This window comes from Nocardiopsis dassonvillei subsp. dassonvillei DSM 43111 (assembly GCF_000092985.1).
Lineage (GTDB): Bacteria > Actinomycetota > Actinomycetes > Streptosporangiales > Streptosporangiaceae > Nocardiopsis > Nocardiopsis dassonvillei.
Map to the genome: position 1 here is coordinate 696,801 of NC_014211.1, position 26,956 is coordinate 723,756.

Here is a 26,956-nt window from a genome sequence, read left to right on the forward strand (position 1 = left end):
ACCGCGGTGGCGGCACGGTGCCGGGGACCGGTCCACCGGCGTCCGCGTGCTCCCGCCGGCCGCACCCCCGAACCGGGGCCGTACCCGGTCGGCGGCCGGGCACCAGCCGAGGACGACCGGCCCTGTCGTGGGACGATCCGGTCGCGGGTTACCGAGGCCGCCCCGCCGTAGCGGGCGGAGGCCCCTCGGCCGCCCGGAAGGACGTTCTCGGCACCCAAGGCCAGGAGGCACGGAATGAGGAGAAGCCGACCCGCTCCGGAGCCGTCGCCCGTACCGGACGTGCACTCCCTGACGACGCTGTACCGCGGCGCGGACGCGGTCCTGTACCGCGCCCGACGCGCGCCCGACGACGCCCCCGTGGTGGTCAAGTTCCCCGGACGGCGCCCGCGGGCCGGACGGCCGGGCGAGGCCGAGCTGTGGAACGAGTTCTCGTCCGATCCGGGCGTCCAACCCCTGCTCCAGTCCGGCACCACCGAGTCGGGCCGACCGTACGTGGTGACGGAGGACTGCCCGGACGGCAGCTACGCCGAGATCCTGGGGCGGGGCGGTCCGCTCACGGTGGACGAGGTCCTCACGGTGGGGAAGGCCGTCGCCCAGGCGCTGCGGGCCGTGCACGCGTTCGACCTGCTGCACCACGCGGTGACCCCCGCCAACGTCCTGCGCTCGGACGACGGACCGGTCCTGATCGACTTCGGTTCGGCGCTGCCCCGGGACCACCCCTTCCCACCCGTGTACTACGCGAGGGCGGCCCTGGAGCACGCCCCGCCCGAGGAGCTGCGCGGAGGCGCCCCCGGCCCCTGGTCGGACGTCTACCGGCTCGCCTCCACCCTGTGGGCCCTGCTGGCCGGGTACGCGCCGTTCGACGACGGAGCGGAAGCGCTCGTCACGCTGGAGGAGTACCGGTCCCGTCTGCTCACGGCTCCGGCGCCCGTGCTGCCCCGGGACGACGTGCCCGGGTGGCTGCTCTCCGTCCTGCGCCGCGCGATGGCCAAGGACCCGGAGCGGCGGACGCGGAGCGTGGAGGAGTTCGCCGAGGCGCTGCTGCTGGAGCAGGCCCCTCCCGAGTCCGAACCCGAGCCCGGGCTCGAAGCTGAGCCCAGTCCCGCCGAGTCCGGTCCGGAACCCGGGCCCGAGGCCGCCGTCACCGTCGCGCCGCGGCCGGAAACCGCGGAGGCGGGGCGGGCCGACACGGTCCGGACCGACCAGGCGGCGGAGGACGAGGGCGACGAGGCTCCCCGGTGGGAGGTTGACGACGAGCCCGAGCCCGAGCCCGGGGTCCCGGGTGAACCGGCCGCGGCCGACGCGGCCGGGGCCGACACCGCAGCTCCCGGTGCGGACGGGACGCCCCCGGGCGCGTCGGGACCGGGGGTCGCCGAGAGTCCGGCGGCGATGGAGGACGGCGAGGAGGACGACGACGGGGATCCCTGGTGGGACTCCCCGGTCCCGGCCGAGCCCGACGTCGTGCGCCCGGTGGACCCCGAACCCGAGGGCTCGACCGGCTCCCCCTCCAGCGGCCCCGCCTCCACCGGCTTCCCCCCCGCTGGACACCGCACCGCGTCCCCGGAGCCCGTGGAGGGCGACGGGGAGGTCCCGGGCGGCCGTACCGGCGCCGCTCCGGCACCCGCCGCGGCGCGGGCCGCGGGCGCGCTGTCCCCGGCGGGCTCCGCGCCGCCCGTGGCGGACCCCGCCGCGGCCCCTCACGGGTTCCCCCGCTCCGGGCACCACGCCCGGTCCACCGGGACGGCGCCGCACCGGACCGCCGGGCCTCCACCGGCGCCGTCCCGGAGCGCTCCGCGTCCACCGACTTCGGCTCCGACGCCGCGTCCGCCGTCCCCGGTGCCCGGGAACGCCCCCGGGACGTGGACGCACGAGGATCCCACCCGTGCCCTCCCGGGGTCCGGTTCCCGGGAGGGACGGGGGCCGTTGCGCGTCCTGGCCCTGGTCGGGGCCGCCCTGGTGGTGCTCACGGTGCTGGGGGCCGGGATCCTCGTGCTCGTGGACGGGTTCCGGTCGGCGGAGGAGGAACCCCCCGGCCCGCCGCCCGCCCAGGGCGCGGCCGGGGAGGACACGCCCGCCCCGGTCGCGGACATCGCCCCGACCGGGGTGGAGTTGACCGACGACACCTACAGCGTCTCCCTGTCCTGGACCGACAACACCGGCGGCGCCACCCCGCACTTCGTGGTCGGCGGCCCGACGGGTGCCGGGTCCACCACCATGGCCGACGTCGACGCGGGGGTCGCCGAGGTGGAGGTCAGCGGGTTGAACCCCGAGGTCGAGTACTGCTTCAGGGTGGTCGCGGTCCAGTCCACCGACGAGGTCGCCCCCTCCGAGCAGGTCTGCACCGACCGCGGAGCGGCGGACGAGGGCGCCTAGCGGAACCACCCGCCGATTCCGCCGAAAAGCGTGTGACCAGGGGAGATCCGCGTCCCCGGCGCGTCATCGCCATCGTGCGGCTCCGGACACGGGAAGTCATCAGCCCCACAACAGGACAAACGTTCCTATGGGGTCTATGATGTACGCCACCCCGGCCTTCGCCTCCTGTTCGGCCGGGGTTTCCGCTGGGGACACCATCCCCGTGGTCAACAGGGATCACCTGCTCCCGGATCCCGTCCACCGTGCCGGACCGCTCCGCCCCCGCGAGCCGAAGGCCGGTCTGTCGCGTGCCCGCGTACCGATTCGGACGGAAGGGTTTCCCGGCTCATGGGAGAGCTCCTGAGCACCATCCTGGCCATGGCCACGTCCACGCCGATCTACATGAACATCGTGGGCGGTGCGCTGGTCGGGGTGTTCTGGCAGTCCTACCTCGACACCAGAATCGCCAAGAACGACTACGAGGCCCACCTCAGGGAGGCCCTGGCGAACGAGGCCTCCAGGGTCGCCAGACATGAGAGGTCCAGGAACCTTCCGGCGTTTCTCCGGGTCGCCGACCTCGACAACATCTATCTCCAGAACGTCAACAGGGTCGCCACCACGATCCGGACCGTGGTGGAGAACAACGGTCAGCACCTGGCCAACCTGTGGTCCATTCCCTTTCACCGGGATGCGGTCAAGGAATTCCTCGGAAGGAAGCAGGGGAAATCGAGGGTGGACGCCTTCATGGACGGATACACGCAATCGGCCCGTATGAACGGGATCAACGTGAACGGCAGGCCGCTCACCACAGCCTCGGGCGGCGCCGAGAACAAGAGGACGAGGCTGTCGTGATGCTCCCCGCCGTGTGCGCGGCCGTCGTGGCCCTCTACGTCCTGAGGTTCCTGGTCACGGAGTCCACGGCGAGGTCGGGAGCACATCCCAGGACGCTGTCCGACTTCCGGGAAGCCCTGGACGACGCGCGTCGCGCCGAGATCCGTGAGAACGCCATCAGCTTCGGAAGGGCCGCGGTGCACGAGAAGACCCTGGTCCTGGACAACATGCTGGCGACCGTGAACTTCCGCGGACACGCCGGGGGCGGAGAGGCCTCCGCGGGGCTCGCCGACGACGCCGAGAGGCGGTTCGCGGAGTACTCGGACATGGTCGCCCGGTTGGACGGCGAGGTCGAGGAGGCGGTGTCCCGGGAGCGGGAGTCCTCCGCGGCGGGCCCCGTCGCCGGGTACGGCCCCGGAGCGGGTTCCGCGGGTCCCGGCGGGCGGGGGGCGCGGCTGGCCCGCACCGCCCATGTCGTCTGCATGGTGGCGCTGGCGTCGCTGGTCATCGCGGTCCTCCTCGCCGGATAGCGGTCGGCTCCGGCAGTACACACCGTCACATCCGGGAGAGGGAAGTTGTTCGAGTTCCTGTTCGGTCCAGGAGGGATGCTGGCCGGCGGCCAGGGCGCCGTGACGGCGGCTCTGGCCAACCTGGCCTTCGTGGCCGTCGCCGCGTACATCGCGAAGACGACCAAGAAGTACCTGAAACCCAAGGCGCGGAAGTCGGACCACTCCCTGCACGAGCTGTCCAGGGACGAGATGGCACGCGTCGAGGAGATCGCCCGCCAGATCAACACGGAGGTCTGGAAAGGCAGGAGTACCCCCTCACCGAGGGGAACGCGATGCGCGAGGGCGAGGCCGTGACCCTGGAGGCGGGCACCAACCTGCTCATCGTCGAGCGTCAGATGCAGGTCGCCAAGGCGGTCGTCGACAACCTCCGCGGCAGGGGCGCGACGACCCAGACCTTCGACGACATGATGCGGCCCGGCGGCACCGTGCTGATCGGCCCCGTGTCACGGGGAAGGCCGAAGCTCTCCCCGCAGGAGGCCGCCGCCACCGTGCGGGCCGTCACCGCGATCCGTGACAACGTCGCGTTGATGGACGCGCACATGAGGGAGTCCTACGGCATCCTCGGCCTGGAGGTGAACGTCGGTGCCTGGGAGGCCATGGGGAAGGGCGGCCTCCCCGGTTTCCGGGAGTGGGTCGACGCCATCCTGGCCGACTACCCGAGAACCATCGCCGACATCGTCAGGAACAACGGTCTGGAAGCCGCGCAGGCGACCCTGAACATCCTCAAGGACACGGGTCACCTGTCCCTGCGCGGGGCGGCCCAGCGGGACGCGTACACGACCGTCAGCGAGGCGGCGCGCAGGGACGACAAGGCCCGGGAGGGCCGCGACCTCCCCGTCGCGGAGGCGGATCCGCGCAAGCTCGTGGACTCCCCCCGCAGGAACAACCCCGTCACCCGTGCCGTCAACCGGGTGCGCCGCTGACATGGGGACGACTCCCGCACCGGCTTCCGGAGCCGCCGCCGCGCCGATCCCACAGACCCGTCCGGAGGAGCATCGGGATGGACGTTGACCAGTTTGCCTTCTACGTGTTCTTCCTGGTGGCCGCGACCGTCTTCGGCAACACGGTCCTGAGGCTCCGCCAACGCCGCCTGTACGACCCCGGGCTGCGGATCCGGAACGCGAGGGCCCGGCGCAGGCAGGGCGTCTCCTCCGCGGCGCTCCTCGCGGAGAGGGAGCTGGCCGACCGCAGGCAGCGGGTCGTCGGGGCCCTGGCGAGGGACGCGTCGGCGCTCTCCGGCCCCGCCGAGGCCGCGGAGGAGGACCGCCTGCGCCGTGAGCTGGAGTCGCTGCGCGAGGCCTTCGAGGCCCAGCGGGAGAGCGTCGCCAGGGAGCACGAGCGCATCGACCGGGAGGCCGACGAGGAGCTCGCCCGGTACCGTCGGCGCCGCCGCACGGCTCTGGCCTGCGAGGTGGCCCTCCTGGCGCTGTCCCTGGCCGCGCTGGTCGCGCTCGTCGCCGCCGCCGCGCCGTACTTCCGCTGAGGCGCGGCGCGGCCGTCCGGGCGGCGGTCCGCCGCCCGGTCAGCCGTCGGCCGTCACCGGGTCAGGCCAGCCACCGGCTGGTGATCGGCAGGCGCCGGTCCCGGCCCAGGTTGCGCTTGGTGATCTTGGGGCCCGGCGGGTACTGGCGGCGCTTGTGCTCGGCACGGTCGACCAGGCGCACGACGTGGCGCACCAGGTCCGGGTCGAAGCCCGCGGCCGTCATCGCCGCGATCCCCTGGTCCGTGCCGATGTAGGCGTCCAGCAGTCCGTCGAGCACCCCGTACTCCGGCTGCGCGGGGACGGAACCGGGGGCGCCCCACCCGCTGACCGGGTTCCGACCCAGGGAGCGCTCCGGGATGGGCGGTGTACGCCCCGCGCGCGCGTCCTCGGTGTTGCGCCAGCGGGCCAGCTCCCACACCAGGGTCTTCCAGCAGTCCTTGAGCGGGGCGTAGGCCCCCACGGCGTCGCCGTGGTGGGTGCACAGCCCCGTCGCCAGCTCGCTCTTGTCGCCCGTCGCCAGGACCAGGTGCCCCTCCTCGCGGGACAGGGCCATGAGGAGCGCTCCCCGCGCCTGTGCCAGCAGGTTCCGCGTGCCGCCCTCGTCGGCGGCGGCGATCGTGGACTCCAGCGCGTCGAGCAGGTGGTTCACGGGGTAGACGCGGTTGGTGAGGCCCTGCCGCTTGATCAGCGCATCGGCGTCCTCCAGCGCCGCGGCGGTGGAGTCGCGCGCGGGCATGACCAGGGCGTGCACGTTCTCCGCCCCCACGGCGTCGGCCGCGATCGTGGCGGTCAGCGCGGAGTCGGCGCCTCCGGAGACGCTCACCAGGACCGACGTGAAGCCGTTCTTGCGCACGTGGTCGCGGACCCCCGTGACGAGGGCGGTGTAGACCTCGCCGAGGTCGCTCATGGGGTCTCGGCGGGGGGTCAGCACCGGCGAGCGCGTCCCGGGGGGAGGGGAGGGCCGGTCCGTGACCGCGTACCGGACGACCCGGAAGCCGTCCGCCCGCGCCGGCTCCTCCGGGGACTCCGCCGGGGGCAGGGACAGGTCGGTGACCAGCAGCGCCTCCTCGAACTGCGGGGCGCGGGAGACGAGGTCGCCGTCGGCGTCGACGACGAGGGAGTCGCCCTCGAAGACCAGGTCGTCCTGGCCGCCGGTCATGTTGACGTAGCCGATGGCGGCCCCGATCTCGCGTGCGCGCCGCTGGCACAGCGCGAGCCGAACGTCGTCCTTGTGCCGCTCGTAGGGGGAGCCGTTCAGGGTGACGAGCATCCCCACGCCGGCGTCGGCGGCGGCGGTGACGGGACCCCCGTCCTGCCAGAGGTCCTCGCAGATGGCGAAGGCGACGTCGACTCCGTGCAGCCGCAGCACCGGCAGCGTGTCACCGGGGACGAAGTACCGGAACTCGTCGAAGACCCCGTAGTTGGGCAGGTGGTGCTTGGCCGAGACGAGGCGGATCCGGCCCCGGTGCAGCACGGCGAGCGAGTTCTGGGGGGCTCCCGAGGGCTGGCCGAACCGGGGGCCCGGGCCCTCGCGCCGGTTGAGGAAGCCGACGACCACCGGCAGGTGCCCGAGCCCTTCCGCGGCGAGGCGGTCGGCGAGATTGTGGGTGGCTTTTGTGGACGCGGAAACGAAACCGTCCCGCAGGGCGAGATCCTCGACCGAGTATCCCGTGACGACCATCTCGGGAAACACGACGAGATGGGCTCCAGCGTCGCTCGCCTGACGAGCGTAAGCGACGACGCTGTCGCAATTACCTTCCAGATCACCCACAGTCGGGTTGGTCTGGGCCAGAGCTATACGAAGTTTTACCACGCCGGGAGCGTAGCGAACTAGTTAACATGGACGCAATATGTCACGTTTTTATAACATAGCAAATTCAGAACGTGTTCAGATGATTGCCTAAAGCTGCGGGGGAACAAACTGGAGCGCGTTTTTCCCGGTGATCTGGGTCACAGGGGATTGCGGTGGCGGAGAGTCGGGGGGAGCACCGCCGCCGTCGGCCGGGACTGCTCCGCGGGCGCCGCCCGGGGGGCGAAGCCGCAGTTCACCGCCTGCCCGACGCGCTTTCGGCGGCGGTCGCGCCCCGTGTGTCGGCGTGGAGCGCGGCCCGGCGCGCCCGGCCGTGACCGGGCGGGGCGCCGCGAGGCGCGGATCATGCTCCGGGCTAAACGATCTTGCGGTTCGGGCCGTATTCCCGTTACCTAGTCGACGGCCCGCGTACACCCCGGGGCCCGGGTGATCCCGACCGGCGACGACCTCGGCGGAAGCGTCACCCTGTGTACCCGAGCCGTACGAGAAACGGCACACCCCACCATCATTCCCGCCCTGACCACAGCGGGCAACCTACCGGTCGCGGAGCGAGACAACGCCGTCTCCGCCACGACGAAGGGAAGAGTCCCGCTGTGGACGCCATCCAAGCCGGGATCGTCGCCCTCAACGACATGTTCTGGGCCTACCTGCTGATCCCCCTCCTCCTCATCCTGAGCCTGTACTTCACCGTGCGCTCCGGCGCCGTGCAGTTCCGCCTGATCCCCGACATGTTCCGCTCCATGCGGGGCGAACCCGGGCTGGCTCCCGACGGCAAGAAACCGATCTCCGGCCTCCAGGCGTTCGCCGTCTCCGCCGCCGCGCGCATCGGTACCGGCAACATCGCCGGTGTGGCCACCGCGATCGCCCTCGGCGGTCCCGGCGCGGTCTTCTGGATGTGGGCCATGGCGCTGCTCGTCGGCGCCGCCAGCTTCGTGGAGTCGACGCTGGCCCAGCTCTACAAGATCCGTGACAAGGCCGGCTACCGGGGCGGACCCGCCTACTACATGCAGTACGGGCTCAAGTCCCGTTGGATGGGCGTGCTCTTCGCCGTCGTCATCACCTTCACGTTCGGCTTCGTGTTCACGAGCGTGCAGAGCAACACGATCTCCGCCGCGATCGCCAACTCGGTCTCCACCGCCTCGGGCACCGGGACCGCGCCGGGCTGGCTCGCCTACGCCGTGGGCGCGGTGCTGGCCGTGTGCACCGCCGTGCTCATCTTCGGCGGCGCCCGGCGCATCGCCCAGGCCGCCACGGCGCTGGTCCCCGTCATGGCGGGCGTCTACATCCTCATGGGCCTGGTCGTCATCGTGATGAACATCGGCCAGATCCCCGCGATGGTCGTCGACATCGTCACGCACGCCTTCGGTCTGCGCGAGATCGCCGCGGGCGGCATCGGCACCGCGATCGTGCAGGGGATGCGGCGCGGGATGTTCTCCAACGAGGCCGGTCTGGGCTCGGCGCCCAACGCCGCCGCCAGCGCCGCGGTGAGCCACCCCGTCAAGCAGGGCCTCGTGCAGACCCTGGGCGTGTACTTCGACACCCTCGTCGTCTGCTCGACCACGGCGTTCGTCATCCTGCTGTCCGACCCCAGCTACACCGCCGAGGCCGGTCCGACGCTGACCCAGAACGCCCTGGAAACCAACCTCGGCCCCTGGGCGCTGCACCTGCTCACGCTGATCATCCTGCTGGTGGCCTTCACCTCGGTGCTCGGCAACACCTTCTACGGCGAGGCCAACATCGGCTACCTGACCAAGAGCCCCCAGGCCACGACCGCCTTCCGGGTGCTGGTCATCGTGGTGACCTTCCTCGGAGCCATCGGCTCCGGCGGCCTGGTCTGGAGCCTGGCCGACGTCACGATGGGCGTCATGGCCGTGGTCAACCTCGCCGCGCTCGCCCTCCTCGCGCCGACCGCCTGCCGACTGCTGCGCGACTTCGTCGGCCAGCGCAAGCAGGGCAGGGACCCGCTGTTCACCAAGGACCTCATGCCCGACCTCACGGGCGTGGAGTGCTGGGAGCAGGAGGACATGGACCGCCTCAGGGGGAACCCCGCCGGGGTCTGACCGTCCCGGACCCCGGTCCCCCTTCCCGGGGGTGTGGTGCCGACCCGGCACCGCACCCCCTCCCCGGGTGGAAGGTGGGCAGGAACCCGGTCCGCTCAGAGCACCGCCGCGACCGCCGTGCCCACCGCCGCGCCCGCGAGGAGCACGGCGGCCCCGGCGCACACGAGGTCCAGCAGCCGCGCGGTGGACCGCGCCCGGCCCGCACGCTCCCGGCGCTCTGCGAGGGCCGCGCGCGACCGCTCGACCGCCCGTCCCTCCTCGGCGTCCAGCCGGGCGAGGTCCCGGTCGAGGTCGTCGACCACCCGCACCGGACCGGGGAGGCCGTCGCCCGCCGCCCCGGGCGCTCCCGGGCGGACGCTCCCGCGCACCCGTGCCCCGGCCGTCTCCACCAGCGCGTACCGGCGCTCCAGGAAACCGCGCCGCAGCGCGTGCTCCTCCTCCTGCCCCTCCATGTCGAGCAGCGCCGACGGGTGGTCGAACCGGTGGCCCCGAACCCGCCGGACCGACTCCGCGCCGACCCGGACACAGACGGCCACGGCCACGACGGCGGCCAGCAGCGTGACCACGTCACCGGTGTCCAGAGCACCCATGACCGCTCCCTCCTCCACGTCTCACAGCTTCCGGCCCGGGGCCCGTCCGCCCGTCCGGCGGACCCTCGCGGCGTCGATGCGCTGCGACAGCCCCTTGCGCTCCCGCACCGCCTCGGCCAGGTTTCCCGGGGCCTGAGCGAGCAGGTCGTGTCCGGACGCCGCCTTCCGGGTGAGCTCGCGGATCCGCTCCTCGTCGACGCGGCCCGCCCGGTCCAGGCGCCCCCCGAGGGACGCGGCCTGCTCCTCGGTGAACGCCGGGGTGTTCAGCGGACCGCTGATCCCGTCCTTCTGGCCGTTGACCCGGTACCACTCCAGTTCCTGGAGGTGGCGCCCCAGCGAGGCGCCCGTCTCCCGCGCCGCGGGGCGCAGGCGTCCCGTGTCGATCGTCGGCCCCTCGCCGGTGTCGCGGAGCAGCCCGGCCTCCCCGAGGGAGCGGAGCAGCTCCCGGTGCCGGTCGAGGGCGGTGTTGAAGGACTGCGCCGCCCGCCGGGCCGTCTCGTTCGCCGCCGACTGCCGTGTCAGCAGGTCCTCGGCGTCGCGGTGCAGGGTCCCGGCCCTCCTCGCGCCCTCGGCCTCCACCCGCAGCCGCGGCAGCGCCGTCTCGGCCTCGCGCAGGCGCTGGTTGGCCGCGGTGCGGATCCGCTCCGCCTCCGCCCTGACGTGCTCCACGTGGGCCCGACCGCCCCGGCGCGCCTTCGCCAGGCTCCTGCGGAACATGAGGGAGGCGGTCACGAGCAGGGAGCCCAGCACCGCCCCGGCCGCGATCATCCACTCCACGGGCTCCTCCCCCCGGAGTCCGTTCCGGACGGGGCCGGACCCTCGGCACGGGGCGGGTCGAGGTCGGCCAGAGCCGCCCGGATCCGCCCCTCAGCCGCGTCGAGGTCGCGCCGGAGCCCGTCGAGGCGCTCCGGCGCCCCGTCCTCCACGGCCGCCTCCGACATCCGCGCGGCGGTGTCGGACAGCAGGTCGCGCCACGCCCACAGGTGCCCCGTGGACGCGCCGAGGTCCCTCGCACGCTCCAGCGCCCGGTCGGCGTCCGCCAGCAGGGCGTCCTCTGTCAGGCCGTCGGGCGGGTACACCCCCTGGGCCGTGTGGCGGCGGTTCAGCCCCCAGCGCGCGGCGGCGAGCAGGACCGCGGCCAGCGCGATCACCACGGCGGCGGTCACGTGCGCGCCCCCCTGCCCGTCTCCCTCTTCGGGCCGGGCGCGGGCGAGCTCCGGAACGGCCTCGCGGCGCCGCGGCGCGCGCCGCGCAGGGCCGCGCGCACGCCCCCGGGCCGGTTGAGCCGCAGCAGCCGGTCCACGGCCCGCTCCGTGTCACCCAGCTTCTCGAAGTGGGCCTGGACCCGCTTCTCGCGGGCGACGGCCTCCTTCTCGGACCGCCTGACCGTCTGCTCGGCCCCCTCCAGCTCCTTGCGCACGGCGCTGTCCGCGGAACGGTAGGCGTCCAGGGTCGCCCGCAGCGCCGCGGCCTCGACCACGCGCGGGTCCCGCGACACCGCCAGGTCGTAGCGCTTGGCCTCCGCGAGCTCGCGGTCAGCCTCGCCGCGCCCCTCCCAGCGGGCGCCGAGCGCGACCGAGGCGACGAGGAGGCTGCTCGCGCCGATGAGGGCGCCGCCGATCGTCAACGCCACTTGCAGGGGGTCCAACCGCGCGCCTTTCAGGTCCGCCTCGCCGCGCCGCCCGGCGGGCAGGACCTGTCTACCGGGGCGGGGGTACGGACCCCGCGCCCGCCGGGAGCCGTGCGGTGACGCCCGGGTGAACACTGGTCGACCACGGCGGAGGGGGTCCGCGGGACACCCCGGCGAACACCGGCCGATCACGGCGGAGGGGGTCCGCGGGACACCCCGGCGAACCCCCTCCGCATTCGGTCACGGACCCCCGGGCGGGGTCACCACTCGTCCTCGAACCACCCGTCCGGGGCGGGGTCGGCGGGCAGCGGGCGCGGGTCCTGGTGGCGCCGCGAGGTGCACTCGCGGAACGGGCCGTTGTCGCCGAGCAGGATGCCCATCTGGAAGTCGAGGTGGTCGCGGTACCAGACGGCCATCCCGGTGCCCGCCTCCCAGCGCAGCACCTCCCAGGCGTGCCACAGCGCCTGGAAGCGCGAGACCGCCTCGGCGTGGCGCCACCACTCCTTGCACCAGCGGAACTGGCCGCCCTCGGGGCGGATGTAGACCGGGAGGAAGCGCAGGCGCACGAACTCCTCGACGTTCTTGAACACCGGCTCCGGGGCCGGTTCGTCCGCCCCCTCCGGGTCGCCGCCGTCCACTCCGGCGACGGCCGCGTTGACGTCGGGCGCCTCGGTGGCGAGGGCCGCGCGCACTGCGGGGTCCCCCCGCTCCTCCTCCGGGGAGTCCACGTCCTGCCTGTCGTGTTGGGTGCTCATGGTCGGCGTCGTCCCTCTTCGCGTTCGTGGTCGTCGTGGGGCCCCCGGGGCCGTCGCGGGCGTGCGGGGAGCGCGTGGCCCCGGGTCGGTCACGCGCCGCGGCCGGTCCGGGTGCGCGTGGTGTTGATCGAACTGCGCTCCTGGCGGCGCAGGGCCGTCCGCGCCGTCAGCCGCCTCACCGCGGCCTGCTGCTCCCCGCGCTGTCGCGGCAGCCGCCGGGCGGGGTCGTTGACGGCGGCGTGCGCCCTCCGGTCCGCCCAGTCCTGCCTGGTCCGGCGGGTCCGGTCGTTGCCCGCACGGGTCCCCTGCCGCTCGTGCCGCCCCAGCTCCTGGGGACGCACGACCGCCCGGCCGTTCGCGGTCAGGGCCGAGTCCAGCTGCCCCCTGTCCCCGGGGAGCCGGGAGTCGCCCAGGACCAGGCGCGGGTCCGCGGCCCTCGTGGCGTCGTGCGCGCGCAGCTCCGCCTTGGCCGTGTTGCCCGCGGCGACCGCCCCGGCCCGGTCGCGCGGCCCCTCGTTCAGCGGTGCGCCGCGCGCCTTGTCGAGCGCGTGGAGGAAGGCCTCCCCCTGGACGAACACCTCGGCCCCGCCCCTGTCGGCGCGCGTACCCGCCAGCTCCCTGCCCTCGCGGTAGTCCCGCGCGAACCCGGGCAGGGCCCTGTTCCCACTCGCGTTGCGGACCAGCTCGTTCCCGACGGCGGCGGGGACCCTGCCGTCCAGGGACGCGGTGAACACCGACTCGGCGGTGTCCCGGAGTCTGTTCAGGTCGGCCCGGTCGTCCTTGAACCAGGGCACGGCCTTGGCCCAGTACTCCTCCATCGTCTCCATGGGGCGGGCGTCGGCCTGCCAGGAGGCGCCCGCCATGACCGAGTTGGCGTCGATCCGCGCGGAGTCGGTCCGGCCGGTGAAGCCGGGATCCCGCACCATGCCCCGCTCGATGGACTCCGCGAGCTGCGGGTGCTTCTGGGCCAGCTCGCCGAAGAACCTCTCCTGCGCCTCCCGCGCGCCCGGCTCGTTGGAGTTGGCCGCGCTCAGCCAGTTCAGCGCCAGTTCACGGGCGTTCATCCGGCTGACGTCGAGGTTCTCGTCGAGCCCCCGGCGCCAGCGGTGCTCGGGGGGCGTGTCCGGGACCGGGTCCAGGAGCTGCATGCTGGTGCGCGCCGCCCGCTCGATCCGCCCGGTGTGGTAGTCGGCGCGCAGGACCCGGTCCACGTCCTGGACGCGCAGGTCGCGCTGGTGGTCGTGGACCCGCTGGACGTCGACTCCCAGGACCTGGGAGACCACGCGCGGGTCGGCCTGGCGCGCCAGGCCCAGGCCCGCCACGGCGATGTTGGGCGAGTACCCGACGTGCTCCTCGGCGAAGAACCCCTCCGCCCTGCTCTGGCCGCTCCTCCTGCGCAGGGCGTGGTGGAGGGCGGCCCTGGAGAGGTCCCCCGAGTTGCTGAGGCCGCCGCGCCCGAAGGGCGTGTGCATCGCGGCCAGGAGCAGGGCCTCGGTGATGTCCCTCTCCCCGCCGCCACCGCCGGACTCCGCGCCCGAGGCCCGCACGAGGTCGGCGAGGCGTTGGCGGTTGCGGCTGCGCTCGTCGGCCTTCTGGCCGGTGAGTCCGCCCTTCACCCGCTTGGAGCTCATAGGTTCCTCCAGGTGTTCTGTGCGCTCACGTGGCGGCCCTGCCCTTGGGGGTGCTCCGGCCGCCCCGCCGAAGGTGGGACGGGGCGGGGCCGGTGGCGGCGCCCCGGCGCCGCGAGTTCCAGGCGCTCCTCCAGCCCCGCGGGCCGCGCAGGGCGGGGGGTCCGGTCCGCGGTGCGGTCGGCGGCGCGGCGGAGGGGGAGACGGAGCCCGCGGCCGTCCCCGGTGCGCCGCCCGCCCGGGCGCCCACCGCAGCCGGGTTCACGAGGCCGTCGGCGGCGGCCATCCTCTCGTTGAACCGCCGCCGCTGGACGGTCCCCTTGGCCGCGTTCCACCTCAGGAGCTGACGGGCGTCCTTCCTCGGCACGTCCCTACTGGTGAGTCCCCTCAGGTCCTCCACCCGCCGGTCCACCTGGTCCACGTAGGTGTCGTGCGCCGACTCGGCCGCCCGGACGGCGCGGTCCGCACGGTCCCCGGCAGCCCGCACCAGGAGGTCGCCCTGCCGTGCCACGGCGGTGATCCGTGCCGCGCCCGCCAGGGCCGTCGCCCGCACGTCCGCGTCGCCCGCACGCACCGCGTCGGCGACGTGCTGGTCGGTCCGGGTCCTGGCCCTGCTCACGCGTCGGGTGCGGGCGTCCTCCGCCCGCCGGACCAGGGCGTCCCCCTGGTTCCTCGCGTCCCTCTCCGCGACGGATCCCCTCCCGGCCGCGTCCCTGACCAGCCTCTCCCGCTGCCACTTCGCCCGCCGGACACCGGCGTCCCCTGTCCGCCTCGCCTGGGCCACCACGCGGTCGGCGCGTTCCCGGGCCAGGGCGACGCGCGTGCCGCGCCTGGCCTGGGCCGCAGCCACGTCCGCCCCGGCCCTTACCGCCGCCTGGTGGGTCATGAGCGCGCTCATCCGCTCCGCCGAGCGCACCATGGCGGCGGCGCGGCCGCGGACGGTCCTCAGCGCCAGGCCCGCCTTCGCCTTGGTGAGTGCGGCCCTCGCCCGCCGTGCCCTGACCCTGGTCCGGATCCGGACGCGGCCCCGCCTGAGGCGCCCGCGCAGGGAACGGCCCGCGGCCCGCCGGAGCGGACGCAGCACCCACCGGTTGAGCAGCGCCGCCGCGAAGTCGAGGAGGCCGAGGGCCATGCGCGCCAGGAGGCCCTGGATCCGCCCCGCGGTCCTGGCCAGCCAGACGAGCCCGCCCACCGTCTCCGAGACGACGTCGCCCTGCCCGCTCGGCGCCCCGGGCACGCCGGGACCGCCCGGGGACAGGAAGCGCCGGGAGTGGGCGTCGGGGACGGCGCGCGCGGCGGGTTCCGCGGGCACGTTCCCCACCTGCGGCGGGGGCGGAGCCGGGGGCGCCGCGGCGGTGGCCGGGGGGCTGGCCATGGTCGTCCTCCTTGCGGGTCGGGTCGTACGGGGAGAGGGTCCGCGGTGGTGGTTCACCTTCCGCGGGGCGCGTCGTAGCGCACGCGGGCCCTGGTGGTGATCCGCTCCTCGGCCTCCTTGATCGCGGCGGAGACGATCCTGGCCCTGTCGGTCCTGTACCAGGGGCGCATCCGCAGGATCGTGGGCTGGGCGGCCGTGGCGAAGAGCAGGCACTCGCCCTTGTCGATCCTGCGGATGTCGGAGCCCTGCATGATCTCCTGGCGCCGGAGCTGGACGGAGTGGTTGCCCTTGCCCTCGCCGTAGCTGAACGACGTGGTGGAGATGTCGTGCTGGCCGATCAGCTTGGACAGCGCGTCCACGATCTTGTGGTCGTCGAGCCCGGCGCCGAACACCTTCACCGTGGCGGCGGACCACATGGCCTCCATGCCGTTCTCGGTCCAGACCCGCACCCCCTGCCGGTAGCTCTGGAGGATGGTGACCGGGACGATGCCGCGCGATCCCAGGTGGGAGTACATGTCGGGCAGGTCCGCGATCTTGCAGATGTTGGCGGCCTCGTCCAGCACGGCCACCAGCGGCGGGTCGAGCCTGCCGCCCTGCCCCTCCGACGCCTCCTCTCCCGCGATGAAGACCGCGTCGGTGAGGGCGGCGATGAGCGGGGCCGCGGCGGCGCGGGACTTGCTGAGCAGATGGAGCGTCTGTTTGGTGGTGACGAAGGAGCGCGGGTCGAACTCGTGGTAAGCCGAGCCGTCCGGCGGGGTCACCCACGCCATGATCTCGGGGTCGTCCAGACAGCGGGCGGCGGTGCGTGCGGTCGTGTAGATGCCGTCACGCGTCTCGGCGACGATGTTCTGCGTCTCGCGCAGTGCCTCGGCGTAGGCCGTGAACCCGTGCTCGAAGAGGATGTCCACCGGCTGGGGCAGCTTGGTGTCGTGCAGCCACTCCCCGACCCTGGCCAGGGACTCGCCCCCGAGCGCCGCGGCGAGCATGAGCTGGGAGAGCAGAGCCCGGGCCGCCGGACCCCACATGTCCTTCTTGGAGTCGTCGTCGATGGTGAGGACGAAGTGCCCGGCGAGCCGGTAGGCGTCCTCGACGCTGCGCACACCGGCCAGCGGGTTCCACCAGAAGTCCTGCTCCTGGTGGGTGATGTGCTGGGGGTCGAACAGCCAGACCCGGTCGCCGGTGGCCTGCTCCCGGATCTTCGCCGTGGCCGACCAGACGTCGGCCTTGTTGCTGGTGGCCAGCGCAGGACCGGGCGCGTCCAGGACGTAGGGGATGGCCATCGCCGTGGTCTTGCCCGCGCGGGGCGCCATGTAGGCGAGGACGGTGTCCTCCCACGACGCGAACAGCCGGGGCCCGTCGCGTCTGCCCGACCCCCGCACGTCGCCGATGACCAGGCCGACGTCGGCGTCGGCGAGCGTCCCGCTCCTGATGCCGCGCAGCGAACGTCCGCGCAGCCGGACCGCCTTCTGCGCGGCCTCGGGGCGGGCCAGCTCGGCGATCGTCTCGTTGTTCCTGTTCAGGGCGGCGACCGCGTCGGGCTGTCCGTACAGCGCGTTCCTGACCCGGACCAGGATCCACCAGAGGGCGCTGACCGCAGCCGCGGCCAGGACGGAGAACACCACGGCGACCGGGGCGCTCGGCGTGCCCGGCCAGGTCGCCCCGGTGTCCCAGACCAGCAGCGAGTACGCCCACATCGGGCCGAACTCGCCGACCGCGCCCCCGGTTACGGCGGCCACGAGCCGCGCCGACAGCCAGAAGAGGAAGAACAGGGCCACCAGGCCCCACAGGGCGAGCAGCACGAGCAGCGGCGGGGCTCCGGCCGCCGCCGCTCCGCCGCGCACCTGGTACGTGGGTCTGCGCCGTGCCATGGCCGCCTCACTCCCCCCGGATCGCCTGGTCGGTGTCGTACAGGACGAGTTCGTCGCGGGTGAGCGTCATCTGCACCGGGATCCCCAGGCGCTCCGCGCCCGTCTTGATCAGGTACTTCCCGCGCCCGGGGTGGCGAGCTCCGGGCTGCCAGGAGTCCGGGGACGACCACGACGCCACCAGCCCCTGCTCGGGGGCGGTCATCGGGGTGATCCGGTTGACCGAGGCGAGTTCGCGCGGCGGCAGCCCGGCCAGGACGGTGATGGCGGAGCGGTCCACGAAGCCCCGCGCCTTGGCCCGGTCCTCCTCGGTGGCCAGGGCCTCCAGGTCGTTGAGGGAGTGGGTCACCATGACCGACGACATGCCCTTGGACCTGTTGAGCCGGGTGAGGGAGTCGGCGAACTCCACCAGGCCCGGAGCGCCGCGCAGGGCGCGCCACAGCTCGTCCATCACGCCGATGTAGGAGCGGCGCCGGATGAGGCCGAGGTCGGAGAGCACGGCCGCCGCGTCCACCATGCCGAAACCGTAGCTCCACGTGCACAGCATCGCCGCGGTCAGCAGCTTGTCCCCGGCGGCTCCCACCCGGGAGATGTCGACGCTGATCCCCGGCGCCTCCATGTCGAGGGGCCTGGTGGTCTCGGCGTCGAAGACCCCCGCCAGGGAGCCGGTGCACAGCAGGCGGAGCGTGAAGACCAGGTCGTCCACGCGCTTGTCGTACGAGTCCCTGCTGTCGGCGCGGGCGAACGAGCGCAGCGAGTCCGGGCCCTCCTCCACCACGTTGAGCACGTCCACGACCGTGGGCTGGCGACCGGCGAGCCGTTCGTCGAGCAGGTCCACCGCGGCGCCGAGGACGACCTCCTCGGCGTTGCCGATCCTGCCCTCGCGGACCAGGGTGCACAGGGCCATCAGCAGCGAGATGCGCCGGGAGCGGACCTCCCAGCGCAGCTTCTCCCGCTCCACCTGCGACAGCCGGTCCATGACCGCCCCCAGAGGGCCGGCGTCGAGCGGGTTGATCCGGTCCAGGCCGCGCCCGATGCGGATGACCTGGCCGCCCAGGTGCTGGATCAGGTCGGTGTAGTCGGGCTTGGTGTCGCCCAGGATGATGGCCTGGGAGCCGAAGGCCACCGCCCCGGTGACCAGCCGCTTGACGAACGTGGACTTGCCGGTGCCCGGCTGCCCCAGCACGAAGCAGCCGGGGTTGGTGATCAGACCGGCCCTCAGCCACGCCATCGGGTCGAGGCAGACCGCCTCCCCGGAGAGGAGGTCGCGGCCGATCGGCGTGCCGACCGACGGCGGCTTGCTGCTGGTGACGAACGGGAACAGCCCGCACGCCTGGGCGGTGGTCGCCTGGTACTCGACCGCGTTGGGGATGTTCGGCGAGGCCCCGCCTCCCCGGTGCCGCCAGCCGAGCAGGGGGGCGACGACCTCCCGGTCCCCCTCCCGCGAGCGGTCCGGCCGCCTCGCCTGCTCCTGGTTCTCCCGCTTCTGCTTGAGGCGTCGGCGCTCCGCCCGCTGCTGGCGGCGCTCCTCACGGCGGCTCTGCCGGTCGATGATCGCCATCGGTGCTCCCTCTCCCTAACCCATGCCGCGCTGAATGAGGAACGGCGGACACACCCCGAGGGGCAGGGTCGTGGCGAACGCGACGTCCTGACTGCCCCAGGCGCGGCGCAGCCGGATCCGCGAGGTCTCGGCGGCGGACTCGGTGTGCGCGACCGCCTGCTTCAACCGCTCCTCGTCGTCGACGGTCGCCGTCGTGTACAGGCTCACCTGCACCAGCCCCGCACCGCGCGTCTCCTCCTGGGCCGCCTGCTGGGCGTAGGCGACGTCCTGGCGGTCGCGCGCGCTCACCCTGTGGCGCACGCGGGCGGACAGCTCGCTCTTGTACTGGGCGGCGGCGTTCTGCTGCTCCAGGGCGCGCGCGGCCGCCGCGGCGGGCCAGGGCCGGAACAGCAGCGTGGTCCTCTTGACCCACCGGGTGGGCGAGAGCAGTTCGGCGAGCACCGTGCTGGTCACGTGGGTGCGCGGCGCCTCCTGCCAGATCCACGAGACGCTCGTGCCGCTGTCGTGGGTGTAGCGGTCGTGGTGCACCTCGGCCTCGACGGGCGTGGCGTCCGTCCAGTCGACGGTTCCGATGTCCTGGGGCTTGTCGTTCAGCACGGAACTGAGGTCGCTGACCACGGTCGGGTCGTAGGCGGTGCGCACCATGGCGACGAGCTGTTCCGGGGTGGCCCGGCCCAGGACCGACACGCCCGTGCTGGCGAGGCTGGTCTCGATCTGGTTGAGGTAGCCGCTGATCTCGACCGCCGCCTGCATGCGGTCCTTGGGCGCCACAGGGAACTTGCGCGGATCGTAGGTGAGGCTGATCCGGGTCTCGACCTGGGCGCTGACCGAGGGGGCGTTCAGCACGAGGTCGCGCATGATCCTCCGGGCGGCCGGGGGGGACTGCGGGTCGATGTCGGCCTCGACGCTGCCGCGCAGCGCGCTTCCGGGGGCGGGCCGTGACTCGACGGTCACGGTGACCCACTGGATCCACGGCATGTAACCGAGCGAGGCCAGCCACTGGTGCCAGTTGGCCACCCACGTGTCGACGTCGGAGGGCTCCGCCAGCCACACGGAGTTGGACGAGACCAGGACGGTCGCGGTCATGTGCCCGAGCCGCCGGTTCCAGGCCAGGCCGAACCGGCCGCCCCTGCCGTCCTCGCAGGAGAGCAGGGTGACGGGCGCCAGGACCCCCGGCAGCTGGAAGGCCCGCGGGTGCTCGACCATCACACCGGCCCGGTAGCGGGTGTGCCCGAGGACCTTGGCCCACCACCACCGCAGACGCGTCAGCAGGAAGCTGAGCACTGACTCGCCCTGGACCGGCACGGCGGCGAGCAGGAAGGCCACCGTCATGACGGGCAGGATGTAGAGGGCCAACCGGGGCGCGAACATGCCGGACAGCATCAGCACGACGAGGCCGCCCAGCAGGACGAGGGTGGCGTTGAGCCCCAGCCCGAACAGCCCGATGCTGCGTCGGCGGCGCCATCCTCCGTACGTGCGAACCACCTAGACCATCCTTCCGTCTGCTCCGTCGGCGAACTGTGCTCCGGACGCCCCCTCCGGGGCGGGCGCCGACCCGCCCCCGAAGGCGGCCGGGCCGCCTCCGTCCGGGGCCGTGGCCGCGCCGCCCGGCGCGTCGGCGCCTCCGGCGTCGGCTCCGGAGGCCGAACCGCCCCCGGAGACCTCGTCCGCTCCGGACGCGGTCGTGTGGCTGTAGGACTGTTCCGAGCCGCTGACCGTCGAACTCACGGACTCCGTCGCCCCGGAGGCCGCCGCGTCCGTGCCGCCGTCGGCGCCGCCGACCGCGCCCCCGGCGGAGTCCGCGGCCCCGTCGGTGCCTCCGGCTCCGGTTCCGCCCAGGCCGGAGAGCTGCCCGGTCTGCGTTCCCAGGGCCGACGTGGCCGCGGCCCCCGACCCGGTGCCGGCCGCGCTCACCGCCGCCACCGGGACCGCGTCGCCGCCCGGGAGCGGCCCGCCCTCGTCGAGGTTGCGCGCCAGGCCCGCGGCGCGCTCGTTGGCCCCGGCCGCCGCCTGCTGGGCGGTGGCGGTACCGCTGTCGGCGGAGCCCGCGCTGCTCTGGAAGCCGGCGGTGTTCCCGCCACCGTTGTTCCCGCCGCCGCCGCCACCGCCGCCGCCACCGCCGGTGACGGAGTTGAGGCCGCCCGCGGCCAGCGCCATCATCCACACGCTCCCCGAGCTCATGAGCTTCATGAGGACGGGGAGCGCGCCGGTGGCCAGGAGCATGACCGCCGCTCCGGTGAGGTACCTGAGCAGGTCGTCCCCGCCGGGGCCCGCGCTCGCGAGGACGACGAGACCGACCAGGTAGATCATCAGGAGGAGGGGCTTGTACAGGAAGCAGGCGAACAGCCAGCCGATGACCTTCGGGAAGATCTTCAGGTTCGGGATCATGCTGCTGGCCGCGGCCAGGGGCAGCAGACAGGCGATGAGGTAGGTGACCGCCTCCAGGAGGGCGAGGACGATCATCTGCGCGATCAGCCCGAGGATCACCGCGAGTCCGACCAGCGAGGTCACGGCCCCGCGGGCGACCTCGTTGTCCGCGAACCCCAGGTCGGCGCCGTCGACGCCCACGCGCATGATGCTCGGGTAGACGCTCTGCGCGGACTCCAGGAAGCTGCTCTGGTCCCCGTAGGTCCCGGTGGTGAGCACCATGTTGGTGAGCCCGAAACTGAACTGCCGCAGGATGTAGATGAGGAAGAGCCCGCCGAAGGTGACGACGATGACCGTCAGCAGACCGCGGATCAGGTCCAGCATCGGGTCGAGGCGCCGGGTCCACAGCAGGCGGATGGCCGCCAGCAGGATGCCCAGCGTGGCCAGGAACAGGACCAGCGGGTTGAAGACGTCCTGGAGCTGCAGGACTCCCTGGTCCATCTGGAGGTTGAGGCGTCCCTCTCCTCGGCGGTCCGCGTTGTAGACGGGGCTCGACGCGCCGCTGTAGATGAGGAGATCGAACATGCGCTCGATGATCCCCTGGAGGCTCTCCGTCACCCAGCCGTCGACTTTTTCGCCGTTCATTCCTTCCACCTCCTCCGGTTCTGGAACCGACTCCGGTCACTCGTGTCGATGACGCCCGCTCACCGTCTCGGGCAGAAGTTCTCGCCGACCTTTTCCTCCCGCTGGTTCCCGCGCACCCAGCCGGGGTATTCGGTGCAGGCGTAGTACCTCTGCATCTTGGCCTCAGGCAGATCCGCCGGGTAGTGGTCGGGAACGCCTCCCGCGTTCTCCACCGGATTGTCCTCGCAGGCTTCGCTTCTGTCCCACCACGAAGCGGGGAGGTTGGGGCAGTGGTAGCGGGCGAAACTCCAGTCGGCGGACTCCATGAGATCGAAATGATCGTTATCCGGCGTGCAGGGGGACGCGCGGAAAGCGTTGGCGAACTCCCCGAAGCTCGGATCGAAGCAGTATTCGTAGCAGTCCTCCGCTCCGTCCCGTGTGCACCGGGGATCGGTGTCGGACCCGATCGGGACGGTGTGGGCGAGCTCCTCCCACCCGTCGTCGTCGGGGCAGAGGTAGGAGCCGTTCCCGGACTGGAGGGCGCCCGCGCAGTCGGCGGCCTCGCGCTCGTTGGCGGCCTGCTCCTCCACCAGCGCCCGGATGCTGGTGGAGACGTCCTCCTCGGGATGGTGCAGGGAGCCCTCGAAGAGCATCGCGGTCAGGCTTCCGGACCCGGCGATCAGCACGACGGCCAGGACGACGTACGGGAGTTCGGCCATACCGCGCGCGGCGATCCAGGGATCGCCGGTGAAGTTGGCGTGGATCATGCGTCCGCCGATGATGATCAGCGCGAGGACGCCCAGGATGACGCCCAGACCGGCGACGTAGCCGAGGAGGTTGTTCCCGCTGGTCTCGAAGCTCTGCAGGGCCAGCGGGGCCTGCGCGGCCCCGCCCGCCCGTTCCCACGGCACCATGTCCCCCTGCCCACCTCTTCCGGTTCGTTCAGACCCCCGCCAGCGTGGTGACGACGGAAATGGCGACCAGCATGAGGGAGACCCCCATGATGGTCCACACGACGCCGCCGACCCCGTCCGCGGCGATCTCGGACCGCCCCAGCTTCCCGACCGCCATCTTCGCGGCGGAGTAGAGGATGCCGATGACCCCGAGGACGACGATCACCCCCTGCGCCAGCCCGAGGAACCGTTCGATCGGGTCCGCGTCGGACTGGCCGCTCCACCGGCCCCACTCGGGCAGCTGCGGGACGGGGTCCCACCGCACCTCGGCCGGGAGCAGCGCGCCCAGCTGGACGGCGTCCGCCGCCCAGGGCAGGAGCGCGGCGAGCGTCATCCGCCCGCCACGTCGGCGACCGTCCGGATGACCGGGATGGCGACGAGCATCAGGGAGATGCCCATGATCGTCCAGACCAGTCCGCCGACGCCGTCGGCGGCGAGGTCGGACCGGCCGAACTTGCCGATCGCCATCTTGCCCGCGGCGAAGAGGATGCCGATGATGCCGATCACGACGATGATGCCCTGACCCCAGTTGATGATCTGCTGGATGGGGTTGGCGCTGCCGTTGAAGCCCGGAAGCTCCGGGTTGTTCGACCAGTCGAAGCTGTTCATGGGGAGGACGGCCATGTGGCCGACCAGGTCGCTCGCGGCGTACAGAAATCCGTCCATGCGTATCAGTTCTCCTCACCCTGAGGCCTGGCGCGCCAGGGTCTCGCTCGCCGCGCTGTGGCACGCGTTCCTGATCTCGTCCAGAGTCCGTTGCGCCCTCTTGGGCAGTCTCACCCGGCCCGCGTCCACGGCGTCCACGTAGCGCAGACCCGGGACGAAGGGGAACCGGACCAGTCGTCCGACCCGGTCCCGCACCAGGCGCAGCCGCGCCGAGGACTCGGGGGGTTCGGGTCCGGCGCCGTCCGCCACCGCCACCAGGGCCGCCGCGCGCAGGCCGTTGTGCTCCAGGACGTCGATGACCTCCGCGGCCCGTGCCGTCGAGGCGACGCTGTTGCCGCAGACGAGGACCAGGGGGCGGCCGAAGGCACCGATCGCGCCCCTGTCGGACGAGTAGGCGCCCAGGTCCCAGGGCGTGTCCAGCAGCACCCGGAGCGTGGTGGTGCCCGCGCCTCCGTGGCAGCCGAGCACGACCATCTCCCTGGCCCAGTCCGGTAGCGCCCCGTCCGGCGGCGCCCCGTCCGGCGGCGCCCCGTCCGGCGGCGCCCCGTCCGGCGGCGCCCCGTCCGGCGGCGCCCCGGCCGACGGGCCGTGCCCGCCGTCCGTGTCGGTCCGTCGCCTCCTCATCGCTTCCCCTCGTCCGCGTCGTGAGAGCGCCGGTTCCCTCCGGGGAACCGCGCGGTTCCTGGTCCCCCACCGCTTCCGGGGTCGGGCGTCGCGCACGGCCGGGCCCCCGGAGCCGGCTCCCGTGCTCCCCGCCCGCCGGGCGCCCGGGGCCTTTCCGCGCGCCGTGGGGAAGCCGCGAACACGCGGGGGGAACGGTGGCGCTGCCTGGCCGGGGCGGGGGTCGAACAGCAGGCTATATATACCGTGCCGCGCCGAATCCGACCAGGTGACCGCCCCCATGTTGACTACTTTGAGTCATCTTGTGGCCCGAGGGGAATCTGAAAAGCGAATAAACCCTTGATGTTCTCGCTGACCCAGAAGAACCGTTCGGCTCTTCTGAGTCATAACTCGTGCTCAATGGCTGTTCGGTGCTCCGGTCTCCATTCGGGACCTTCGGCTTTTGTGGGCCCGGCCTCCGCGGATGGTTCTCCGAAACGTTATCAATTGTTACTCTTCGTGGTTTTCATGTTTTTCCCGCCCCTATTGCGCCGCCGATATTCCTGCGGGTATGGATGGGTGATTCCTGTCCACGTTCCCTGCTAGTGGGTGCCCATGATCAGAACAGCGGGTCCTTCATGAGCGACTTCGCCGGCGGTTCGCGGGAGAAGACGATCGTGTTCGTGATCGTGGGAGGCCTGGTCGTCGCCCTCCTGTTCCTCGGGTTCCAACTCCTCCCGGGGTCGGGCGGCGGGGAGGCCCCTCCACCCTCCTCACCGGACGGGAACGGGGAGCCGTCCGCGGCCGGTGCCGGAGGCGTAGGCGACGTCATGTCCCTGATGCCGTACTCGGAGGGGCAGTTGCGGAGCGGCGCCGAGACCGCGCGGGACTTCGTCGCGGCCTACAGCGAGGTAGTCCCCGACGAGAGCGGGGACGAGCGCCTCGACCGCCTCTCCCCGATGATCTCGGAGGAGTTCTTCGGCACCGTGGAGGACCTCGTCCTGGGCGCCCCGAACAGCGCGTACGCGCGCAACCCCCAGCCGACCAGCGCGTCGGCGACGGTCACGGGGATACGCAACGTCGGCACCGGGTCGGTCATCTACGAGGTGGAGGCGCGCTTCCTGACCGACACCGGGGACGACGGGGGGAACGAGCCCGTGGCGTACGCCGTCACCGTGGTGCCCGAGGGCGGGGGCTGGGCCGTCTACGCCTTCCAGGGCGCGGCCCTCGGAAACGTCGGGGAGGGCGGATGAGCCGCGTCCCCTCCGTCCGCGACGCCGCGGCGCGCCTGCGGGCGCGGGTACGCGGCCTCCTCCTGCCCCGGCGCGGGCGCGACGGCGACCGGGGAGCCGCGAGCGGGACCGCGCGCGTGGGCGGGGGCGTCACGGCGCTCGCGGTCATGGGCGGCATCGCCTACGCCTCCACCATGTGCGGCCCGGTCGGCGGCGCCACGGCGAGCGGCTTCGGCGGACCGGAATCGTCGGCGGGTGTGATCCAGGCGTCCGCGTCGTCGTCGCGCGAGACGATCACCATCAGCTCCCACGGCGAACAGGGCTCCTCCACCAAGACCGTCCGGGTGGACGTACCCGAGAACGTCCTGCGGGCGCACCGCACCGCAGCCGAGGCCTACGGCCTGCCCTGGGAGCTCCTCGCCGCGGTCGGCGCGATCGAGACCCAGAACGGCGCCTACGTCTCCACGGACCCGAACTGGCACTCCGGCCTGAACGAGGGCGAGCGCAACCCCTACGGCGCGGCCGGGATCGTCCAGTTCGGTGTGCAGGACCCGCGGACGGGGCAGGTCGGCGGCCGGCTCGGCAGTGCGGGCAACGCGTGGGGAGGCAAGCCGAAGGAACCGGTCGCGGACCGCCGCTGGCACTACGACGTCGGCGAGATGCCCGCCAACCCGCGTTACTTCGGCATCGACGGCAACGGCGACGGGATGGTCAACGTCTGGGACCCGTGGGACAACATCACCTCGGGTGCCTTCCGGCTCGCCTACTACGCCCAGCAGGCCCGGGAGAACGGGGTCGCCTCCGTCTGCGGGAGCGGACGGGGGGACCTGGACCCCATCGAGTGCACGGTCTACAGGCACAACCCCGCCAGGTGGTACGTCGCGCAAGTCCTGGAGGTGGCCGAGTACTACCGGGGTTCCGGCATCGCCCCGACCTCGCCCTCCCTCAACATCCAGACCGCGTCCTTCGGCGGCGGCCGGGACTGCGAGGAGCAGGGGGGCGGCGCCTCCCGGGCCGCGTTCCTGGGCGACGTCAGCGACAGGCACCGGAGCGCGGTGCAGTTCGCCAGGGACCAGATAGGCAAACCCTACGTGTGGGCCGCCACGGGTCCCGACGCCTATGACTGCTCGGGCCTGGTCATGGCAGCCTGGAACTCCGCGGGCGTCGCGATCCCCCGGACCACCTTCGCCCAGTGGCAGGACGGAGAGCCCGCCGCCACCTGGGACGGCGCGCAGGTCGGAGTGGTGGCCGACGGCGTCCTCGACGTCGGCGAGCTGCAGGCGGGCGATCTGCTCTACTTCCACTACTCCGGGCAGTCCCCGTCCCACATGGGGATGTACACCGGCGGCGGCATGATGATCCACGCACCGGCGCCGGGCAAGACCATCACCGAGGTGTCGATCGAGACCGAGCACTACCGGACGGTCTTCGTGGGGGCGATCCGGATCGATCCGGGATCGTCCGGCGACGAGCCGGAGAGCATGATGGCGTGACCGCCCGACCCCGCTACACCACACACGAACCGAAAGGACGGCCCGTCATGGCTCTCCCACTCGCACTCCTCGGGGGCACAGCGCTCCGCGCAGCCGGACAGAGAGCCCTGACCTTCATCGGTCAACGCGGGGGCGCCTGGCTCGCGTCGAAGGGCGGCTGGAAGGGCCTGGGCAAGGGGGTGCTCCTGGGCGGCCTCAAGCTCGGCGCCAAAGTCGGCCTCAAGGGACTCTCGGGCCTCGGGAACATGGCCTTCGGCGCGGGCGGGGCCGTCCTGGGCGCCGCTGGCGCCGCCATCGGCGGTGCCACCGGACTGCTGAGCACGCTGGCCGGGGTCTTCGAGTCCGGCGGAGCCGCGCAGTCCACGGGCTCCAGCGGCCTCATCGCGAGGATGGAGCAGAGACAGGCGGCCGCCGGGACCGCCTGAGGCACGAGCCTCGCGCCGCTTCCCCGGGAGCGGCCCGTCCCGTCGGTGCCCGCGCGCGGCCCCGCCGCGGCCACGGTATCTTCGCAC

Annotated in this window: 26 protein-coding genes; 10 read left to right on the forward strand and 16 right to left on the reverse strand. The window is 73.0% G+C overall.

Going from position 1 to position 26,956, the window contains the following annotated elements; genetic code table 11:
• The first annotated feature begins 234 nt into the window (after positions 1-234).
• The 6 genes from NDAS_RS27255 (at position 235) to NDAS_RS27280 (ending at position 5,235) form a co-directional block, all read left to right on the forward strand.
• Complete coding sequence (locus tag NDAS_RS27255) at positions 235-2,373, forward strand: protein kinase domain-containing protein (protein WP_013156491.1); 2,139 nt, start codon at positions 235-237, stop codon at positions 2,371-2,373.
• 357 nt (positions 2,374-2,730) lie between these two features.
• Positions 2,731-3,204 (forward strand): hypothetical protein, encoded by a 474-nt coding sequence (locus tag NDAS_RS27260; RefSeq protein ID WP_231391494.1) that lies wholly within the window; start codon positions 2,731-2,733, stop codon positions 3,202-3,204.
• Positions 3,204-3,713 carry a hypothetical protein gene (locus NDAS_RS27265; RefSeq protein ID WP_013156494.1) on the forward strand — a complete coding sequence of 170 codons (510 nt, stop codon included), beginning with the start codon at positions 3,204-3,206 and terminating at the stop codon, positions 3,711-3,713. Before NDAS_RS27260 ends, NDAS_RS27265 begins: the two co-directional genes overlap by 1 nt.
• 45 nt (positions 3,714-3,758) lie before the next feature.
• Entirely contained in the window at positions 3,759-4,046 is a 288-nt protein-coding gene (locus tag NDAS_RS27270) for a hypothetical protein (protein ID WP_013156495.1), read from the forward strand.
• Positions 4,025-4,675, forward strand: coding sequence for a hypothetical protein (locus NDAS_RS27275; RefSeq protein WP_013156496.1), 651 nt, complete (start codon positions 4,025-4,027; stop codon positions 4,673-4,675). Before NDAS_RS27270 ends, NDAS_RS27275 begins: the two co-directional genes overlap by 22 nt.
• Before the next feature lie 77 nt (positions 4,676-4,752).
• Positions 4,753-5,235: a hypothetical protein gene (locus NDAS_RS27280; protein ID WP_013156497.1), complete on the forward strand. Its 483-nt coding sequence runs from the start codon at positions 4,753-4,755 to the stop codon at positions 5,233-5,235.
• A 61-nt stretch (positions 5,236-5,296) separates the two neighbouring features.
• On the opposite strand, the gene NDAS_RS27285 is transcribed toward NDAS_RS27280, so the two are convergent.
• Positions 5,297-7,048, reverse strand: coding sequence for an NAD+ synthase (locus NDAS_RS27285; RefSeq protein WP_013156498.1), 1,752 nt, complete (start codon positions 7,046-7,048; stop codon positions 5,297-5,299).
• Positions 7,049-7,638: 590 nt separating this feature from the next.
• Between NDAS_RS27285 and NDAS_RS27290 the strand changes: the two genes are divergently transcribed.
• A complete protein-coding gene (locus tag NDAS_RS27290; RefSeq protein WP_013156499.1) occupies positions 7,639-9,105 on the forward strand; it encodes an alanine/glycine:cation symporter family protein in 1,467 nt (488 codons plus the stop codon).
• A gap of 95 nt (positions 9,106-9,200) precedes the next feature.
• Here NDAS_RS27290 and NDAS_RS27295 read toward each other — a convergent pair whose 3' ends face one another.
• The 15 genes from NDAS_RS27295 to NDAS_RS27365 form a co-directional block, all read right to left on the reverse strand.
• A complete protein-coding gene (locus tag NDAS_RS27295; RefSeq protein ID WP_013156500.1) occupies positions 9,201-9,695 on the reverse strand; it encodes a hypothetical protein in 495 nt (164 codons plus the stop codon).
• 21 nt (positions 9,696-9,716) lie between these two features.
• Positions 9,717-10,463: a hypothetical protein gene (locus tag NDAS_RS27300; protein ID WP_013156501.1), complete on the reverse strand. Its 747-nt coding sequence runs from the start codon at positions 10,461-10,463 to the stop codon at positions 9,717-9,719.
• Positions 10,460-10,861 (reverse strand): hypothetical protein, encoded by a 402-nt coding sequence (locus NDAS_RS27305; RefSeq protein WP_013156502.1) that lies wholly within the window; start codon positions 10,859-10,861, stop codon positions 10,460-10,462. Before NDAS_RS27305 ends, NDAS_RS27300 begins: the two co-directional genes overlap by 4 nt.
• On the reverse strand, positions 10,858-11,343 hold the full coding sequence (locus NDAS_RS27310; protein ID WP_232051618.1) for a hypothetical protein: 486 nt from the start codon (positions 11,341-11,343) through the stop codon (positions 10,858-10,860). Before NDAS_RS27310 ends, NDAS_RS27305 begins: the two co-directional genes overlap by 4 nt.
• Positions 11,344-11,585: 242 nt before the next feature.
• Entirely contained in the window at positions 11,586-12,080 is a 495-nt protein-coding gene (locus NDAS_RS27315) for a DUF4913 domain-containing protein (protein ID WP_013156504.1), read from the reverse strand.
• A gap of 89 nt (positions 12,081-12,169) precedes the next feature.
• The gene (locus NDAS_RS27320) at positions 12,170-13,711 is read right to left on the reverse strand and encodes a hypothetical protein (RefSeq protein ID WP_013156505.1); all 1,542 of its coding nucleotides are present in this window, start codon (positions 13,709-13,711) and stop codon (positions 12,170-12,172) included.
• Between the two features lie 25 nt (positions 13,712-13,736).
• Positions 13,737-15,083, reverse strand: coding sequence for a hypothetical protein (locus NDAS_RS27325; protein ID WP_013156506.1), 1,347 nt, complete (start codon positions 15,081-15,083; stop codon positions 13,737-13,739).
• Between the two features lie 53 nt (positions 15,084-15,136).
• A complete protein-coding gene (locus tag NDAS_RS27330; RefSeq protein WP_013156507.1) occupies positions 15,137-16,951 on the reverse strand; it encodes a type IV secretory system conjugative DNA transfer family protein in 1,815 nt (604 codons plus the stop codon).
• A 7-nt stretch (positions 16,952-16,958) separates the two neighbouring features.
• On the reverse strand, positions 16,959-18,509 hold the full coding sequence (locus tag NDAS_RS27335) for a hypothetical protein (protein WP_013156508.1): 1,551 nt from the start codon (positions 18,507-18,509) through the stop codon (positions 16,959-16,961).
• Positions 18,510-18,524: 15 nt separating this feature from the next.
• On the reverse strand, positions 18,525-19,994 hold the full coding sequence (locus NDAS_RS27340) for an SCO6880 family protein (protein ID WP_013156509.1): 1,470 nt from the start codon (positions 19,992-19,994) through the stop codon (positions 18,525-18,527).
• Positions 19,995-21,521, reverse strand: coding sequence for a hypothetical protein (locus NDAS_RS27345; protein ID WP_013156510.1), 1,527 nt, complete (start codon positions 21,519-21,521; stop codon positions 19,995-19,997).
• Positions 21,522-21,580: 59 nt separating this feature from the next.
• Positions 21,581-22,414: a TrbC/VirB2 family protein gene (locus tag NDAS_RS27350; RefSeq protein ID WP_013156511.1), complete on the reverse strand. Its 834-nt coding sequence runs from the start codon at positions 22,412-22,414 to the stop codon at positions 21,581-21,583.
• A 28-nt stretch (positions 22,415-22,442) separates the two neighbouring features.
• Entirely contained in the window at positions 22,443-22,787 is a 345-nt protein-coding gene (locus NDAS_RS27355) for a hypothetical protein (RefSeq protein ID WP_013156512.1), read from the reverse strand.
• Positions 22,784-23,119, reverse strand: coding sequence for a hypothetical protein (locus NDAS_RS27360; RefSeq protein WP_013156513.1), 336 nt, complete (start codon positions 23,117-23,119; stop codon positions 22,784-22,786). Before NDAS_RS27360 ends, NDAS_RS27355 begins: the two co-directional genes overlap by 4 nt.
• Positions 23,120-23,134: 15 nt before the next feature.
• Positions 23,135-23,743 carry a hypothetical protein gene (locus NDAS_RS27365; protein ID WP_013156514.1) on the reverse strand — a complete coding sequence of 203 codons (609 nt, stop codon included), beginning with the start codon at positions 23,741-23,743 and terminating at the stop codon, positions 23,135-23,137.
• A gap of 614 nt (positions 23,744-24,357) precedes the next feature.
• Here NDAS_RS27365 and NDAS_RS27370 point away from each other — a divergent pair.
• The 3 genes from NDAS_RS27370 to NDAS_RS27380 are packed head-to-tail and all read left to right on the forward strand — an operon-like array spanning position 24,358 to position 26,869.
• Positions 24,358-24,972, forward strand: coding sequence for a hypothetical protein (locus tag NDAS_RS27370; protein ID WP_013156515.1), 615 nt, complete (start codon positions 24,358-24,360; stop codon positions 24,970-24,972).
• Complete coding sequence (locus tag NDAS_RS27375) at positions 24,969-26,444, forward strand: C40 family peptidase (RefSeq protein WP_013156516.1); 1,476 nt, start codon at positions 24,969-24,971, stop codon at positions 26,442-26,444. The genes NDAS_RS27370 and NDAS_RS27375 overlap by 4 nt, the downstream gene beginning before the upstream one ends.
• Before the next feature lie 47 nt (positions 26,445-26,491).
• On the forward strand, positions 26,492-26,869 hold the full coding sequence (locus tag NDAS_RS27380) for a hypothetical protein (protein WP_013156517.1): 378 nt from the start codon (positions 26,492-26,494) through the stop codon (positions 26,867-26,869).
• The last annotated feature ends 87 nt before the right edge of the window (positions 26,870-26,956 follow it).

Bases quoted from the DNA above. Each gene is read 5' to 3' on its own strand.
- NDAS_RS27330 (WP_013156507.1), bottom strand. From the start codon at position 16,951: ATGGCACGGCGCAGACCCACGTACCAGGTGCGCGGCGGAGCGGCGGCG.
- NDAS_RS27320 (WP_013156505.1), bottom strand. From the start codon at position 13,711: ATGAGCTCCAAGCGGGTGAAGGGCGGACTCACCGGCCAGAAGGCCGAC.
- NDAS_RS27295 (WP_013156500.1), bottom strand. From the start codon at position 9,695: ATGGGTGCTCTGGACACCGGTGACGTGGTCACGCTGCTGGCCGCCGTC.
- NDAS_RS27360 (WP_013156513.1), bottom strand. From the start codon at position 23,119: ATGGACGGATTTCTGTACGCCGCGAGCGACCTGGTCGGCCACATGGCC.
- NDAS_RS27335 (WP_013156508.1), bottom strand. From the start codon at position 18,509: ATGGCGATCATCGACCGGCAGAGCCGCCGTGAGGAGCGCCGCCAGCAG.
- NDAS_RS27380 (WP_013156517.1), top strand. From the start codon at position 26,492: ATGGCTCTCCCACTCGCACTCCTCGGGGGCACAGCGCTCCGCGCAGCC.
- NDAS_RS27255 (WP_013156491.1), top strand. From the start codon at position 235: ATGAGGAGAAGCCGACCCGCTCCGGAGCCGTCGCCCGTACCGGACGTG.
- NDAS_RS27280 (WP_013156497.1), top strand. From the start codon at position 4,753: ATGGACGTTGACCAGTTTGCCTTCTACGTGTTCTTCCTGGTGGCCGCG.
- NDAS_RS27300 (WP_013156501.1), bottom strand. From the start codon at position 10,463: ATGATCGCGGCCGGGGCGGTGCTGGGCTCCCTGCTCGTGACCGCCTCC.
- NDAS_RS27265 (WP_013156494.1), top strand. From the start codon at position 3,204: ATGCTCCCCGCCGTGTGCGCGGCCGTCGTGGCCCTCTACGTCCTGAGG.
- NDAS_RS27365 (WP_013156514.1), bottom strand. From the start codon at position 23,743: ATGAGGAGGCGACGGACCGACACGGACGGCGGGCACGGCCCGTCGGCC.
- NDAS_RS27375 (WP_013156516.1), top strand. From the start codon at position 24,969: ATGAGCCGCGTCCCCTCCGTCCGCGACGCCGCGGCGCGCCTGCGGGCG.
- NDAS_RS27350 (WP_013156511.1), bottom strand. From the start codon at position 22,414: ATGGTGCCGTGGGAACGGGCGGGCGGGGCCGCGCAGGCCCCGCTGGCC.
- NDAS_RS27325 (WP_013156506.1), bottom strand. From the start codon at position 15,083: ATGGCCAGCCCCCCGGCCACCGCCGCGGCGCCCCCGGCTCCGCCCCCG.
- NDAS_RS27260 (WP_231391494.1), top strand. From the start codon at position 2,731: ATGGCCACGTCCACGCCGATCTACATGAACATCGTGGGCGGTGCGCTG.
- NDAS_RS27345 (WP_013156510.1), bottom strand. From the start codon at position 21,521: ATGAACGGCGAAAAAGTCGACGGCTGGGTGACGGAGAGCCTCCAGGGG.
- NDAS_RS27355 (WP_013156512.1), bottom strand. From the start codon at position 22,787: ATGACGCTCGCCGCGCTCCTGCCCTGGGCGGCGGACGCCGTCCAGCTG.
- NDAS_RS27370 (WP_013156515.1), top strand. From the start codon at position 24,358: ATGAGCGACTTCGCCGGCGGTTCGCGGGAGAAGACGATCGTGTTCGTG.
- NDAS_RS27315 (WP_013156504.1), bottom strand. From the start codon at position 12,080: ATGAGCACCCAACACGACAGGCAGGACGTGGACTCCCCGGAGGAGGAG.
- NDAS_RS27275 (WP_013156496.1), top strand. From the start codon at position 4,025: ATGCGCGAGGGCGAGGCCGTGACCCTGGAGGCGGGCACCAACCTGCTC.